Here is a 14,761-nt window from a genome sequence, read left to right as displayed (position 1 = left end):
TACATGGATAAGCAGGATGCTTGGCTAGAGAGCATAGAGTGGCTATGCAAATATTTCGGTCTCCATTTTAATAAGTCGGTGACTGTTAGAGGCTTACCGCTTGCAAACGGCAAGCTAGAAGCTGACTACTATGCACGAGCTTGTGTACAGGCGGGGCTTTCAGCCACACCGATTAAACTTATTCAACCTAAGCAATTTACCGGACTATTGTTGGTGGTTGATAAACAGCAACAGTTACGCATTGTCTCTTCGATCACCAAAGATGTAGTTATCTATCAAAACACCAACCAGCCTAATAGCCAGCAACAAGCTGTCGCAGACTTTATGGCAGAAACAACCGAACAAGCTTGGTTGATCACCCCACTGCAAAACACCGATCAAAGGGTTGAACAATTACACCAAGGTAAAACAACGCATTGGATCTATAAGGCTCTTGAACAAGCAAAACCATGGTTTAGAGATTTACTGGTCGCGTCTATCTTCATCAATCTATTAGCCATGGTAGTTCCGTTGTTTACCATGAATGTTTACGACCGCGTGGTGCCAAACCAAGCCTTTAATACCCTATGGACACTTGCTATAGGCGTAACTATTGCACTGATATTTGATTGGTTGCTACGTAAAGCGCGTAGCAACATCACCGACATGGCAGGCAAGCAAATAGATAACACCATCTCAGCGAGCATTATGGAGAAGGTATTAGGCATGCGTTTAGAAAACAAACCACAATCAGTGGGTGCGTTTTCTAGGCAAATACAAGACTTTGATAGTGTTCGAGATTTTTTTACCTCGGTAACTTTAGTCACCTTGGTTGACCTTCCTTTTACGCTTTTTTTCTTAGCCTTGATTGCATGGCTCGGTGGTCCTATGGTGTTTGTTCCATTAGCTGTATTAAGCGGTTTAATTGTCTTTAGTTTGATAATGAAAGCTAGAATCGCTGCCAGTATGGAACAAAGTGCAAAGCTCTCTACCCAACGACAGGCAGAGCTTTTTGAAAGCCTCACTACCCTTACCGAGCTCAAGCAATTTAACGCTGAAGGCGTCAATCAGCGAAAATGGGAGCAAACAACAAGCCAAATGGGCGACTGGCAAATTCGTTCTCGCCATCTAAGCAATCTAATCAGCCACTCAATAGTTACTAGCCAACAAGTTGTCACCATTGGGCTGGTGGTTATTGGTGTTTACCGTATCTCAGAGGGATTACTGAGTATGGGCGGATTAATCGCAATTGTAATGTTAAGCGGACGAGCAGCTGGTTCAATTAATCAGTTATCTATGCTTATTTTACGTTACCAACAATGCCGAGCAGCAATACAAGGGCTCGAGCAAGTGATGGCATTACCGCAAGAACATCAAGCAGAGCATAAAGTCCAAGCAAACAACTTTGAAGGTAAAATCAGTTTTGAAAACGTGAGCTTTTGCTATCCAGAGCACAATTTCAATGCCTTAAGTGACATTAACCTACAATTAATGCCTGGTGAGCGCTTGGGGCTAATTGGCAACGCAGGCTCTGGCAAGTCTAGCCTTATTTCATTAATGGCTAATCAATATGCACCTAGCTCTGGTCAAATCAGTTACCAAGACATCGATACCACATTGTGGGCACCAACAGTATTACGCCAACACATAGGCTGGTTAGGACAAGACCCGGTATTGGTGTTTGGCACGGTAGTACAAAACATTTTGCTAGGTACCACATCGCTAGATGAAGAAAAACTAACCTGGGCGATTCAACATTCTGGCTTACAGGCCCATTTAAGCAGAATGAGTAACGGACTCGAAAGCCAAGTGGGCGAACGCGGTATGTTGCTATCAGGAGGCCAGAGGCAAGCAGTTGCTCTAGCGAGAGCTTTATACCATAAACCCAAACTACTTCTACTAGACGAGCCCGTAAGCGCCTTAGATAACAACAGCCAAAGTTTAGTGAAACACAGCTTAGCTAAACTCCCCCGCGACATGAGCATCGTCATAAGTTCGCACCAACAAAGTTTACTTAGTATTTGTGATCGGATCATCGTATTGGAAAGGGGCCATATCGTCGCCAATGATAAGGCCGATGTGATCCTAGGGCTTCAAAGTAAAAAACGTCACTCTGTTAGTGTGGTAAGGGAGGCCAAACATGACTAATCAACTTGCTTGGCAACAACAACGCTTAGCGCAACAATCTAGGCACATAATATGGCTTTGCGGATGCCTTATCATCTGCTTAGTTGTATGGGCTGCATTGGCTACTTTAGATGAAGTTATTGTGGGTAATGGCAAAGTAGTACCCTCATCTGCCATTAGCAAAATTCAAAGTTTAGAAGGCGGCATTGTTAAACAGCTATATGTAGAAGTGGGTGATCAAGTTAGCCAAGGCCAACATCTATTGTCTTTAGAAGACACACGTTTTAGAGCGGCTTTTCAAGAGAGCGAACAACAACGTAGCACCCTGCTCGCTCAAGAAACTCGCCTTATAGCCGAATTAGCCAGCGTTAGTATCAACAATGCTAGCGCCAATTGGACAAATCAAGTGTTAGTTAAACCTCTTGAGTTAAGCTTTATTAACCAAAACCAACGGGCTCAAACCAATGCTACCGCTAACTACCAACAACGGATCCGCCAACTTAACGCCCAACTAGAAGAAGCAACTTTAGCAATAGAACAACAAACCCAAGCGCTTAACGAGGCGCTTGGCAATCAGCAAACTCTGCAACACAGCTTAGCCGTAGTCGCGCAAGAAATATCAATGTTAGAAGACGTAGTTGCTAGCGGTGCTGTTGCAAAAGTCGAATTACTAAAACTACAACGCGACAAAATTCAGCTAGATGGAGATATCGCAAGCGCACAACTGATGGCCAGCAAACTAAAGGCTGCTATTAACGAAGCAATCTTAGAGCGTCGTAACATAGCCGTTGAATTTAGAACCAAAGCACAAGCACAGCTTAACGAAGTATCAGCAAAACTCGCTCAGTTAGATGAAAGCCAGCACGCAGTTGCTGATCAACTAAATAGAACCAAGCTGGTTGCTCCCATAGACGGGACCGTTAAGGATATTCTTGTTAGGTCTATCGGTGGCGTGATTCGCCCAGGTGAAGCAATAATGGAAATTGTCCCGAAAGATAGTCAATTGATAATTGAAACTAAAATTGCCCCTAAAGATATTGGCTTCATCCGGACAGGCTTGCCCGCCATGGTGAAGTTTACCGCCTTTGACTTTGTAGTGTACGGCGGCCAACAAGGAGTTGTGAGCTACGTTAGCCCAGATGCCCTTCAAGACGAAGATGGCAGCACCTATTACCAAGCCCATATTCAATTAGACCAAACAAACAACACTAACTTGCAAGTAATCCCCGGTATGCAAGCTATGGTGGACATACTAACCGGGGAGAAATCTGTATTGAGCTACTGGCTGAAACCTTTATTGCGGGCTAAAGCTAACGCTCTTCGTGAACCCTAACGGATGAGGAAAAGGAATGCGATCATCTGTAATAACCGCTGTTGCTTGCCTATTTAGCGCAAATGCCGCAGCGTTGTCACTAGAACAGTCGGTAGCTTACGCTATTGATTACAGCCCAGACATTGCTGGGCAATACGCACGCTTTCAATCTGTGTTGCGCGATGTAGACGGCGCTCAAGCAGACTATTTGCCACAACTTAATGTTTACGCCGCAGCTGGTTACGAAGACACCTACTATAACAGTGGTGTACAAATACCCAGCGACGAGCGAAACATGAACCGAACTGAGGTAGGCATTAAAGCGTCTCAATTACTATTTGACGGCTTAAAAACCAACGCCAATATATCTCGATTAAGTTTTGAGGCTGAATCAGAACGTTTATTGCTGTTATCAGACGCCGAAAACGTTGCATTAGATGTAATACGCGTTTATCTAAATACTTTAAAAGCTCAAACAGTATTAGAGTTAAGCCAGCGAAATGTTGTAGAGCATGAAGAAATTTATGACGACATTTTGGAGCGCACTCAAAAAGGCTTAAGTAGTAATTCAGACCTTGCACAAATATCCGCTCGTGTGGCCACTTCAAAAAGCTCGATGATTGCGGCAACCAATAACCTCTACGATTTGCGCACTCAATACACCCGCTTAGTCGGTAAAACTCCCGATAATCTGGTTAAACCACAATTCGATTATCAGCTTATTCCACCCAATAAAGAAATTGCCATTCAGCAAGGTATTGACGCGCACCCAGAAATCCAATCAGCAATGGCTGACATAGAAGCCGCTCACCAAGAAACTCGCCGAGAAAAAGGCAATTATTACCCAGAGTTTAATATCGAAGCAGTGGCCAATCGCAATGAAAACGTAGGTGGATTAAGAGGCCCTGATCGTGATGCTCGAATCATGCTTACAATGAGTTACGACATTTTTAGCGGTGGCAGAACCATAGCCAATACCGAAGCAGCTGCATGGCGTAGCGAACAAGCCAGAAATACCAGAATTCGCGCCCAACGCGAGGTTGTAGAAGGCACTACATTAGCTTGGCACGCCTACGAGCTTCTGGCTCAACAAAAACAGCTATTACAGGTAAATGTAGACGCAGCAAAAGCCGCAGAGCTGGGGTACATCGAGCAGTTTAATGTTGGAAGGCGCAGCTTGTTAGACGTATTAGATGCCAAGGTAGAAGTGTTTCTAGCCCGTAAAAATTATATAGAAACCGATTACGAACACACCCTAGCAGCTTATAGGATCTTAAATGCAATGGGACGATTAACATACGCGTTACGTGTTGAGTATCCCGAACAATGGCAAACAGGAGCGAACAATAAATGATTAAACTTATCGCAACTGTGTTTAGTGCCAGCTTACTAATAGCTTGCTCCCACCAACCAGATACTCGGCTAAGTCGCCACCAAATCGATGATCTACGAGATCACGACAACGACGGAGTCATCAACCAACGAGACAAGTGCCGAAACACTCAAGCTGGAACGATTGTCGACAACAATGGCTGTGCTGTTTGGCTTAGTCACCAAAACTACCTGGTTCAAAGTATTCTATTTGATCTGGATAGTGCGACTCTCAGGAGTGATCAAACAGAGACATTACAAAAAATTGCTCTTCAGCTTAAACAAAAACCCACACTACAAGTTACCTTAATTGGCGATACCAGTAGTGAAGGTAGCGAAAATTACAATCACCAACTAGCCGTAAAGCGCACCAATGCCATTAGCCAAGCGCTGTTTAATAAAGGCATAAGCCCAGACCAAATACTGGTGCAAGAGTACTACCAAGAAACTGAATACACCGCAAAACTAGAACAGCGAAAGCGACGAGTAATAGCGGTGTTTAAAGAGCAACAATTGCAAGCCCAACAACAGTGGACCATATACAGCTCAGAACAAGGTACGAACCAACAAGGAGTTAAACAATGATTCTATCTCGTAGCGTACTTGTATCTGTTTGTTTTCTGTTTAGCTTTATTGCTCAGGCTAATAATCATCATCGCGTAATTGTAGAAAATGAGCTGGTAGAGCCAGTAAAAGAGCTAGTTAAACATGCCCAACTAAGCAAGCAACTTGGCATCATCAAAACTAATAATGTTGCGCACAGTTTTATTGAAGGTAAAGGCTACGTTGGCATTAGCTCTGAACGTTGGCTAGACAGCGACATGGCCGAGTTTGTTAGGCGTTATGGTTACCAACCCACCGAACTGTTTTTCAGTTCTGATGCAGCAGCAATATTAGTTCACCCAAAGAATCCGGTTAACGCCATAGATATGCGCTCTCTAGCAAGACTATTTGCTTGTAACGACACAAACATCTCATCAAGCTGGAATGCACTAAAACTGAGCTCCAGCGAGGATCAGATACAAACTTACGCAGGCTTAAACGAACTCAAGCAACACAAGAAGTTTACCGATCTCGTTGCCTGCAAAGGCGAACAACAAAGCTCTGTAAAGCAGCTTGAAGCAGCTCAACTTTTAGCTACCCTTAACCAACAGCCCAATGCTATCGCCTATACCCTATATCAAAGCAACTTCGACCAAGCAAAAGCCCTGCAGCTAATTGATGCCAGCGGCGACTATTTTGACCTAAACCACGAAACTATTTTGTCGGGTCGTTACCCCCTCGCCAACGTCTACTATATGTACGTAAATTTGGCACCTAGCGGCAGTTACCCTGCCCCCGCATTTAAACAGTTTGTTCAATATGTTCAGACTCAAGAAGCGCAACAAAGAATGCGCAAGTACGGTTTTATTCCGCTGCCAGAAGAAGCCATACAACGCAATTTAGTTACCCTAAATCAAGTAGAACCAGAAATAGCCGGAGGATACAAATAGATGCAGCGTTTAGCTTGAAGTAAGTTTCAATTAACCCAATAAAAAAGGCTTATCTTTCGATAAGCCTTTTTGCTGTAGCTTCTAAAACTTAGTTTATTTCTTTTCTAAGTTGCTCTACTTGATCAAGTGAACCTAAATCAGTGCCCTGCCTGCTAGCGGATGCAGCGCCACAAGCCAAGCCATAAGGTAAAGCCTGAGCTAATGATTCGCCTAAACTTAGGCGCCAAACCAACCCGGCCACCATAGAATCTCCGGCCCCAATAGGGTTAGCTTCAACAATGCTCGGGCTGGTAAACTCAGCGCATTGCTGTTCATTTGCCATTAACGCACCTTTTTTACCAAGAGACACTACTAAGTTCTTAGGTCCCATGGCGAGTAAAGCTTGGGTCCAGCCTTGAGTTTGTTTTAACTCCTCGCTACTTAAACCCAATAGCTCTTGAGCTTCGTCAAGGTTAGGCTTAACTAAGCTTGGCTGAGCCAATATCCCTTCTCGCAGAGCCTCTCCACTGGTATCTAATACCGCATGTGCGCCAGCATTTTCAATCAGTGTAATAAGCTCTGCATAAAAGTTAGCTCTTACGCCCTTAGGTAAACTGCCACCTAATACCCACCAGTCACCTGCGTGCAGGTTTTGTTTAACTTGGTCGACTAAGCTTTTTAGCTCTTCTGGGCTAACTTCTGGGCCCGCTTCATTCACCTTAATATGTCGCTTATTCCCCGCTTCCACAACGGTAACGTTAGTGCGGGTTTCGCCTGCTATTTGAGTAAACTGGCTTTTAATGTCCATTTTACTCAATTCGCTTGCTAGGCGTTGACCAGTAAAGCCACCAATAAAACCCATTGCGGTGCTTGTTACACCAAGGTTTTTAAGCATCCGAGATACATTAAAGCCCTTTCCACCGCAATCTAGGCGTGAGTGATTGGCACGACTTACACTATCAAAAGCAAACTCATCTATTTGCAGCTCTAAATCAGCAGCTGGATTTAGTGTTAATGTGTAAATCATCGTCATTCCTTATAAGTAAGCTTCAAACAAGGCTTTTTCGGCTGCAATGTTCCAGGTGTTACCTTTACCTAAGGCATTTGCCACAGTAGGTAACTGTTCAGCTAGTTCATCTAACCCTAATAGCGGTAAATCTTCTAGTTGTGGAAAGATCAGGATCTTGCCTGGGTACTTAGCATCAATCATCGCTTCAATACCATCTTTAGCCACATTCATACCGCCAATAGCTGCAACACAAATGGCTGGAGCAATGTTACCTGCTACGGTGTTATCCATCACTACAGTTTGGTCTTCAATTGTTAAGCCTGATGTACCAGTATATTGGGCATTACTAAGGTAAACAGAACTAAAGTCTACCGGTGCCAAGGTGCCATTAGGAACACCAGCAAACAATACCAACATGCCGTCATCTTTCATAAAGGTAGCTGACTCGGCCATGATATCGGCATTTGGTACACACACCACTACGTCGTCAGCTAACTTGCCTTTACTATGAGACTCTACAAATTCTGGCAGGCTCACTGGGTTGTTAATTGGGTTGTAAGTCACCAATTCACAGTTGTTGCTTTCGGTTAAGCTAGCAAAACGCGCTTCAATTTCAGCTAAACGCTGGTCGTTAATGTCGGTCACAATCACTTGACGTGGACCGTCTTTAAGCTCAATTGCGCGCTGAACATGCATTTGACCCATTGGGCCACCGGCACCAACAAAAACAGCAAAGCCATCTTTTCTTAAATCACAGCGGTTGCGCTGCTCACCGTAGGAGTCGGCTACATCTACACCACTATTACCAATAAAGGCTACGTAGTCGTAATGTAAACGGCCAACATCGGCATTTACTAAACCATCTACTGGTTTCTTACCGACCATATTCATGGTGCCGCGACGGGCAACATGTTTAGCAATACTCGTTAGTTCGTCGGCTGATTGTGGTGCTAGTACCACAATGTCATCAAAGCCTACGCCATCGGTAAACTCAGCAACTGCTTGCTCTAAGTTGCCAGCGTTAATGTCGTTGCGAATCAAAACATTTTTAGCTTTGCTTTCTACCAAAAGACGAAAAGCTTCCGGTACGTTGCTAAGAATTACAGTGGCAGGTGCTTCTAGGCCTTTAGAAAAGCCATAAGCTATTTGGTCATCAGCTTGGCCAGTGATCCACATTACACCGCCTTGCTTTGGCTCTAAGCGACGACGCTGGGTATAAGACGCCCAAACACATCCCCAAGGCTCAAGTAAGGCTGCTTCAGCAAAACCTAATTCGTCAGACACTTTAAGCAAACATGAACCTGTATCAGTTTCTAATACTTCTGGGCCAATTAAGTGATACTGAGTTAACCCGCCAGGAACCGTGTAGCCGTAGGCGGTACTCTTACCATTTTGGTAAATATCTGGCTGCATCGCATAACGCTCACCCACTTTGTATTCACCACTAAGGCCTTCGCCCACTTTAACTACCGTGAGAGTGGCTTCATGGCCCAAACGCGTTGGTTCTTTGCGTAAATCTCGGTTGTACAGTTTAGGGTGCGAGCTACCTTGGTTAATTAACTTAACATCAGAAAAGCACAGGCCTACTGCGTCAACTCGCACTAGCAGTTGGTTATCTGCTGGTTCAGGTACATTGAATAGTTCTGGCTGATTATCTTTACCAATGTTTTCCACACCGGCGCCGTACATGTTCCAAGTGCTGGTGGTATTTGGTGTTGCTTGGTCTAGTTGTTGATATTTTTCGTATTGACTAGTCATCTTGATACCTACTCTTTATATTCTGTTTTCTGCTAAATAAGATCATCATGGTTTTTGTACATTGCCATGACGGCTTCGGAGCTACACATTTGCAGGGCTTTTTCTGCTTTAGCCTGCAACTTGCTGTAAGACACCGAACGAATGATGTTTTTTACTGCTGGAACATTAGCTGGACTTACCGACAGCTCTTGAACCCCCATCCCCACTAACAAACAAGCAATGTTGGGGTCGGCTGCCATGTTGCCGCACACCCCTACCCACTTACCGTTGGCAGTGGCTGCTTTAACGGTCATAGAAATTAACCTCAACAAACCTGGATGGTAACTGTCAGCTTCACAGCACAACTCTGGGTTTAGTCTATCCATCGCTAAGGTGTATTGGGTTAAATCGTTAGAACCGATAGAGAAGAAATCGACATGTTTAGCTAAGGTGTCGGCCACTAAAGCAGCAGATGGCACTTCAACCATAATGCCTAAGGGCAGTTCAGGTGCATTAAGCGACACTCGAATCTTATCGGCCATTTCTTTGGCTTTGGTCCATTCAGACATTTTGGCGATCATTGGGAACATAATGTGGATCCCTGATTTACCAAATTGCTCTACTTGCCAAATAGCTGTGCGATAGATGGCTTCTAGTTGACGTTCAAACATGTCTTGGTGTTTAAACGATAAACGTACGCCACGAACCCCTAAAAACGGGTTATCTTCGTGCGGCATATCCATCCACGACACCGGTTTGTCACCACCAATATCCGCCGTTCTCACAACAAGTTGGCGATCGCCAAGCTCTTTTGCGATGCTTTTAAGTGCGTCTATCTGTTGCTCAATGGAAGGTTCTTCGCTTGAAGCTTCAAACAAAAACTCTGTTCTAAGTAAGCCTGCGCCTTCTCCGCCATTTTCCAAGATACTTGGTGCATCTTTAGGTTTAGCGATGTTACAAACTACTTCAATATGGCGACCATCTTTAGTTACAGCAGGTTCATGTTGATGCTCTGCTTCGGCTAAACGCATTTGTAACCAAGTGTCGATGTTTCGGCTTGCTTGCTCTAGTGTTTCACTACTAGGGTTAATCACTACACTAGCACTTTGTGGGTCGACCACTGCCATTTGTTGGTCTGCCACTTCGCACAACTTGCCAGCGCCAACGCCAACCACTGCAGGAATACCCAAGCCGCGCGCTAAAATCGCCATATGACTGTTAGGTCCACCTAACTCGGTAGCAATGGCTTTTACCGCTTTGCCTTCTAAGCCAGCAGTTTGCGAAGGTGAAAGATCTTTTGCCAACAAAATGAACTCTTCATCAGGGAAACTTAGTGTTTCAGCTGAGGTAAGAATGGCGATAACACGCTGGCTTACATCATTTAGGTCGGCTATACGTGCCTTTAGTCGCTCGTCTTCAACTTTAGATAAAGCATCAATTTGTGACGTTAAGGCTTGTTGCCAAGACCAAGCAGCACTGTTGCCTTGCTCTATATATTGCAAACATTCTTGATTTATCGCTTCATCGCTTAGTAGCTGCTTTTGCGCTTTTAGAATAGCGGCTTCTTGTGGTGCTTTTTCTAATAGCTTGTTATGTAACTCGTCGCTTTGTTCAGCGGCTTTGCTTAGCGCTTCTTGCAGTGCTTGCTTTTCATTACTTTCGCCACTGCCCTGCTGCTTAATATTAATGTTTGAAGCACGCAGTACGAATATAGGTGCAGCGGCAATACCCGGTGAGGCTGCCATCCCCTGCAACACTGCATCACCAGTGGCATTAGCTAAAGCCGGCAAGCCCGCTAAAGGATTAAACTCCGCGTTAGCGTTATCTTCTTCACTGTCTAAGCCAGCTTTAATCATGTCTGATAAAAGCTGAACCGCTTGTTCGGCTTGCTCACCTTCGGCAGAAACAACGACTGAATCTCCCAATTTTGCGCCCATGGCCAATAATGCAGCCATAGATTTTGCATTGGCAGATTGCTCACCGTTTCGAATGCGGATTTGAGTATTGGCAAAACTGGCCGCTTGTTCACTAAGCAAACTTGCAGGACGAGCATGCATACCCGCTTCATCCACAATGAGAGCACTTTGGCTAATAGCAAAATCATCTTCAACCACTGCCTCTGCCGAAACTCCTGCTCCTAATGCGTTAATAATGTCGAACTTATCTTCTGTAGATGCTAGTTGAGCTGACAAAGTCTCATCCATTACAACCGTAGTTAAGGTTTGTAAAAGACTAAGATGGTCTTCGCCCTTAGCTGCAATGCCGACAACCAGCTTCACGCTATCGCCGTTGTCATTCCAACTAATGCCCTCGGGAATTTGCACAATCACCACACCACTTTGCGCAACTAGGGGCTTTGCTTCGTTAACGCCATGGGGAATAGCCACGCCGTTAATTAAATAGGTACTTACTTTGTTTTCTCTTGCTTGCAAAGCGTCAAAGTAATCGGCGTTTACTAAACCTAGTGCCAACATTTGTTCAGACACAAAACGCAATACTTGTTCTTTGCTATTAAAATTTTGATTTAGAAAGATTTGCTTAGTTTCCACCTGTAGCGAATCTGGCTCTTTTTTAGCAGCAACTGGCTGCTCAATAGTGGCTGACTGCACCAATTCTGGTTGAGAGGCAACCTCTGTCTCTTTCTCACTGGAAGCGAATAAACTTTTAAAAAAGGACATGCTTATCTCGTTTTGTTGATTTAGCAAAACACCTTGCCGCGTAGGCTGGGCAATTTGACGTAAATGGTTAATAAAGATGCGGCCTACAGCGGTACTGCTGTGCTGTAGGCGCTACCTAATGAATGACTAAGCTCAGGCTTTAAGGCTTGCGACTAATTTGTCGTAGAAGCTTGCATCCATGAAGTTTCCGATGCTCACGTGACGGGCACTAGGTAACTTCTCTTTGGCTCTGGCAGACAACTCTTGTTGAGTAATTACAATGTCGGCATCATGCAAATCGTTGATGGCTGAATTGGTGACATTGATATCTAAGCCTGCATCTTTAATCTTGCCTCTTAGCACTGTGGCGCCCATGGCTGAAGAGCCCATACCTGCATCACAAGCAACAACAATAGATTTCACTTCACCGCCGGCAGCGATTGAAGCGCTAGCACCTGCAGGGATTTGACCTTTTGATTCCGCTTTGTTGGCATCAACCGCTGCTTGCGCTGCTTCTAAGTCATCAGTCTCTGATGCGTCTCGACGAATAATCACCGATGCAACTAGGAATGAAGTTGTTGCTGCAACAGCAATAGAACCTAGGGTTAGCATGATACCCATACCACCAGTAGACATAAGCACTAAGGCAAATACCGAACCTGGAGATGGTGGACCTACTAAGGCATTACCAGTAATCATATTGAAAGCAACGCCCGCCATACCACCAGCAATTACCGCGATGATTAAGCGTGGTTTCATTAAGATGTATGGGAAGTAAATTTCGTGGATACCACCAAAGAAGTGGATAATAGATGCACCATACGCTGATTTTTGAGCAGTACCTTTACCTACAACCATGTAGGCAAGCAAAATGCCTAAACCAGGACCAGGGTTAGTTTCGATAAGATAGAAAATAGAAGCGCCAACTTCAGCAGATTGCTCAGCACCAAGTGGAGTAAATACGCCGTGGTTAATTGCATTATTCAAGAACAAGATCTTAGCTGGCTCAACAATAATCGATACTAGCGGCAATAAAGAACGGTCTACAATCCAGCCCACACCATCGCCTAACGCGGTAGTTAGCACCGAAACCACAGGGCCAATAATCACATAAGCAACCATTGCCATGATCATGCCGATGATCCCAAGCGAGAAGTTGTTTACCAACATCTCAAAACCCGGTTTAATTTTACCATGCACCCAAGTATCAAACTTAGAGATAGCAAGACCACCCAGCGGACCTACTATCATCGCGCCCATAAACATGGGGATGTCGGTTCCCACAATAACACCCATGGTGGTCACGGCACCAGCAACGGCTCCGCGATCTCCGCCGACAATTTTACCGCCGGTGTAACCAATCAGTAGAGGTAGTAAATACAAGATCATTGGTCCAACTAAGGCGGCCAAACTCTCGTTAGGTAGCCACCCTGTTGGGATGAATAAAGCTGTAATTAAACCCCACGCGATAAATGCCCCGATATTTGGCATAACCATCGCACTCAAAAAACGTCCGATTGACTGAACGCCAACCTTTAAATTGTTAGCAGACATTAGTCTAACTCCTTATTCCTTTATGCTCGTAGTTGCTTTGAAATTTGACTCAAAGGCCAAGTTCAAGCTGTCGAGTATCACTCGCTCTTCATTTGTTGTTAGCCATAGTTCTATCATCGAAGGATCTGTCATTAATTGAGCAATCGACGAAAATACATATGACTGAGACTCTCTAAGCTTTTTTAAATTTTCTTTTAGAGGTACAGCAAGCAAGAAGATGATGCGAACATCCTCATCCTCTTCATTCCAGTAAAACTCATCACTCTTTACTCGAACGAAACACAACACCGGTTCATTGATGTGTTGAGTAATTACGTGGGGAATAGCAGTATGTTGCCCAGCAAATGTACTAACAATGTTCTCGCGTTTAATAATGTCGTTATATAAGCCGGTTGGGTCTGTGGTTTTGCGTAACAAAAACAATTGAGCACATATGCTGTATAAAGCTTCATCTTTAGACTCAGCTTCAAAGTCGAGCAAAATGCTTTGTTTTGTTATCAGATCCTGATTCATTGTTATCCCTCGCATCACGTTAAACCGAGTATAGAAAGTGAAATTTATGTGTCAAAGAAGGTGATTAGATTTGACGTCATATAACGATTGGCTTTAACAAAACAGCAACACTCGCATTTTTATAGTCATAACTAATCATAGGCAATCATTTATAATCAAAAACTCTGTGATCGGGGTAAAAGTTTTCAAATCGTAATCAACTACAATCTTTTTTAATCAAGAAGATTTCAAGAGTTTTCAAATGCCAGCCAAGCTTCGTCATAATAGAATTTTAGACCACCTCCAAGAGAATACTGTGGCCAGTGTTCAACAATTAGTAGAGCTTCTAGATTGCTCTCCTGCGACAGTTCGCCGCGACATTATCGACCTAGATACTCAAGGAAAATTAAAAAAAATACGTAACGGCGCCGAGAAGATACTCTCGCCCAATGTTGTTAGTTCACCCGGTATGGTGGGGTTTTACCCAAACATATCTGACTATGAAAACTATGAAGAGTCAGACCGCATTGCGCGTAAAGCAGTCGACTTATGTGAAGTAAGAGACAACATTTTTGTTGGTGAAGGGCAGATCCCATTCTTAATGGGGAAATATTTAACTGATACTCATGTGCATGTTTACTCTAACTACCTGCCTTTGCTTACTTATTTGATTTCTCAGAGCTACCCTCACTTAGTTGTTTTGGGTGGGCAGTACATTAAAAGCCAAAGCTTATTAGTGTCTCCAGATAACCATACTTCGTATCAGGGGCGCTATTTAATAGTAAGCGGCGACGGCCTTACCGAAGCGGGTTTAACTAAGTCTGCCTTACTTACCTTTATGGAAGAAAAGAAGATGCTGCAATACGCCGACAAAGTTGTCGCGATGGTATCGGCAGATAAAGTGGGCGTATTTGGAGGGTTATCGCTGTTTAGTTTAGATGAGATAGACATTGTGATTACCGGAGAAAATGCCGATAAGGCTATGATTGAACTGCTTCAAGAGAATAATATTCAGGTGTATTTGGTCTAAATATTACTGATAGTAAAAAGG

General features: G+C 44.0%; 11 protein-coding genes. 6 read left to right on the top strand and 5 right to left on the bottom strand.

Annotated features, from left to right (window positions below; translation table 11 throughout):
- Window positions 1-3 precede the first annotated feature (3 nt).
- The 5 genes from OAG1_RS10225 to OAG1_RS10205 are packed head-to-tail and all read left to right on the top strand — an operon-like array spanning window position 4 to window position 6,282.
- Window positions 4-2,127 (top strand): type I secretion system permease/ATPase, encoded by a 2,124-nt coding sequence (locus OAG1_RS10225; RefSeq protein WP_338626317.1) that lies wholly within the window; start codon window positions 4-6, stop codon window positions 2,125-2,127.
- Window positions 2,120-3,439, top strand: a complete 1,320-nt coding sequence (locus OAG1_RS10220; RefSeq protein WP_338626316.1) for an HlyD family type I secretion periplasmic adaptor subunit — start codon at window positions 2,120-2,122, stop codon at window positions 3,437-3,439. Before OAG1_RS10225 ends, OAG1_RS10220 begins: the two co-directional genes overlap by 8 nt.
- Window positions 3,440-3,455: 16 nt before the next feature.
- Window positions 3,456-4,772 carry a TolC family outer membrane protein gene (locus OAG1_RS10215; RefSeq protein WP_338626315.1) on the top strand — a complete coding sequence of 439 codons (1,317 nt, stop codon included), beginning with the start codon at window positions 3,456-3,458 and terminating at the stop codon, window positions 4,770-4,772.
- Window positions 4,769-5,374 (top strand): OmpA family protein, encoded by a 606-nt coding sequence (locus OAG1_RS10210; protein WP_152784767.1) that lies wholly within the window; start codon window positions 4,769-4,771, stop codon window positions 5,372-5,374. Before OAG1_RS10215 ends, OAG1_RS10210 begins: the two co-directional genes overlap by 4 nt.
- Complete coding sequence (locus OAG1_RS10205) at window positions 5,371-6,282, top strand: substrate-binding domain-containing protein (RefSeq protein ID WP_338626314.1); 912 nt, start codon at window positions 5,371-5,373, stop codon at window positions 6,280-6,282. The genes OAG1_RS10210 and OAG1_RS10205 overlap by 4 nt, the downstream gene beginning before the upstream one ends.
- Before the next feature lie 88 nt (window positions 6,283-6,370).
- Here OAG1_RS10205 and pfkB read toward each other — a convergent pair whose 3' ends face one another.
- The 5 genes from pfkB to OAG1_RS10180 form a co-directional block, all read right to left on the bottom strand.
- The gene (gene pfkB / locus OAG1_RS10200) at window positions 6,371-7,288 is read right to left on the bottom strand and encodes a 1-phosphofructokinase (protein ID WP_338626313.1); all 918 of its coding nucleotides are present in this window, start codon (window positions 7,286-7,288) and stop codon (window positions 6,371-6,373) included.
- A 9-nt stretch (window positions 7,289-7,297) separates the two neighbouring features.
- Window positions 7,298-9,028: an alcohol dehydrogenase catalytic domain-containing protein gene (locus tag OAG1_RS10195; protein ID WP_016403306.1), complete on the bottom strand. Its 1,731-nt coding sequence runs from the start codon at window positions 9,026-9,028 to the stop codon at window positions 7,298-7,300.
- Between the two features lie 32 nt (window positions 9,029-9,060).
- Window positions 9,061-11,685: a phosphoenolpyruvate--protein phosphotransferase gene (ptsP, locus tag OAG1_RS10190; protein ID WP_338626312.1), complete on the bottom strand. Its 2,625-nt coding sequence runs from the start codon at window positions 11,683-11,685 to the stop codon at window positions 9,061-9,063.
- A 132-nt stretch (window positions 11,686-11,817) separates the two neighbouring features.
- Window positions 11,818-13,218 (bottom strand): PTS mannitol transporter subunit IICBA, encoded by a 1,401-nt coding sequence (locus OAG1_RS10185; protein ID WP_338626311.1) that lies wholly within the window; start codon window positions 13,216-13,218, stop codon window positions 11,818-11,820.
- Between the two features lie 12 nt (window positions 13,219-13,230).
- Window positions 13,231-13,731, bottom strand: a complete 501-nt coding sequence (locus OAG1_RS10180) for a PTS sugar transporter subunit IIA (RefSeq protein ID WP_016403309.1) — start codon at window positions 13,729-13,731, stop codon at window positions 13,231-13,233.
- A gap of 241 nt (window positions 13,732-13,972) precedes the next feature.
- Between OAG1_RS10180 and OAG1_RS10175 the strand changes: the two genes are divergently transcribed.
- Complete coding sequence (locus OAG1_RS10175) at window positions 13,973-14,740, top strand: DeoR family transcriptional regulator (protein ID WP_016403310.1); 768 nt, start codon at window positions 13,973-13,975, stop codon at window positions 14,738-14,740.
- Window positions 14,741-14,761 lie beyond the last annotated feature (21 nt).

The organism is Agarivorans sp. OAG1 (genome assembly GCF_037076485.1).
Classification (GTDB): domain Bacteria; phylum Pseudomonadota; class Gammaproteobacteria; order Enterobacterales; family Celerinatantimonadaceae; genus Agarivorans; species Agarivorans albus.
This window is presented reverse-complemented; position numbering and strand designations above follow the sequence as displayed.

What these genes read in the sequence shown, in the direction of transcription:
- OAG1_RS10225 (WP_338626317.1), top strand. Translation starts at nt 4, where the DNA reads ATGGATAAGCAGGATGCTTGGCTAGAGAGCATAGAGTGGCTATGCAAA.
- OAG1_RS10220 (WP_338626316.1), top strand. Translation starts at nt 2,120, where the DNA reads ATGACTAATCAACTTGCTTGGCAACAACAACGCTTAGCGCAACAATCT.
- OAG1_RS10215 (WP_338626315.1), top strand. Translation starts at nt 3,456, where the DNA reads ATGCGATCATCTGTAATAACCGCTGTTGCTTGCCTATTTAGCGCAAAT.
- OAG1_RS10210 (WP_152784767.1), top strand. Translation starts at nt 4,769, where the DNA reads ATGATTAAACTTATCGCAACTGTGTTTAGTGCCAGCTTACTAATAGCT.
- OAG1_RS10205 (WP_338626314.1), top strand. Translation starts at nt 5,371, where the DNA reads ATGATTCTATCTCGTAGCGTACTTGTATCTGTTTGTTTTCTGTTTAGC.
- pfkB (WP_338626313.1), bottom strand. Translation starts at nt 7,288, where the DNA reads ATGATTTACACATTAACACTAAATCCAGCTGCTGATTTAGAGCTGCAA.
- OAG1_RS10195 (WP_016403306.1), bottom strand. Translation starts at nt 9,028, where the DNA reads ATGACTAGTCAATACGAAAAATATCAACAACTAGACCAAGCAACACCA.
- ptsP (WP_338626312.1), bottom strand. Translation starts at nt 11,685, where the DNA reads ATGTCCTTTTTTAAAAGTTTATTCGCTTCCAGTGAGAAAGAGACAGAG.
- OAG1_RS10185 (WP_338626311.1), bottom strand. Translation starts at nt 13,218, where the DNA reads ATGTCTGCTAACAATTTAAAGGTTGGCGTTCAGTCAATCGGACGTTTT.
- OAG1_RS10180 (WP_016403309.1), bottom strand. Translation starts at nt 13,731, where the DNA reads ATGAATCAGGATCTGATAACAAAACAAAGCATTTTGCTCGACTTTGAA.
- OAG1_RS10175 (WP_016403310.1), top strand. Translation starts at nt 13,973, where the DNA reads ATGCCAGCCAAGCTTCGTCATAATAGAATTTTAGACCACCTCCAAGAG.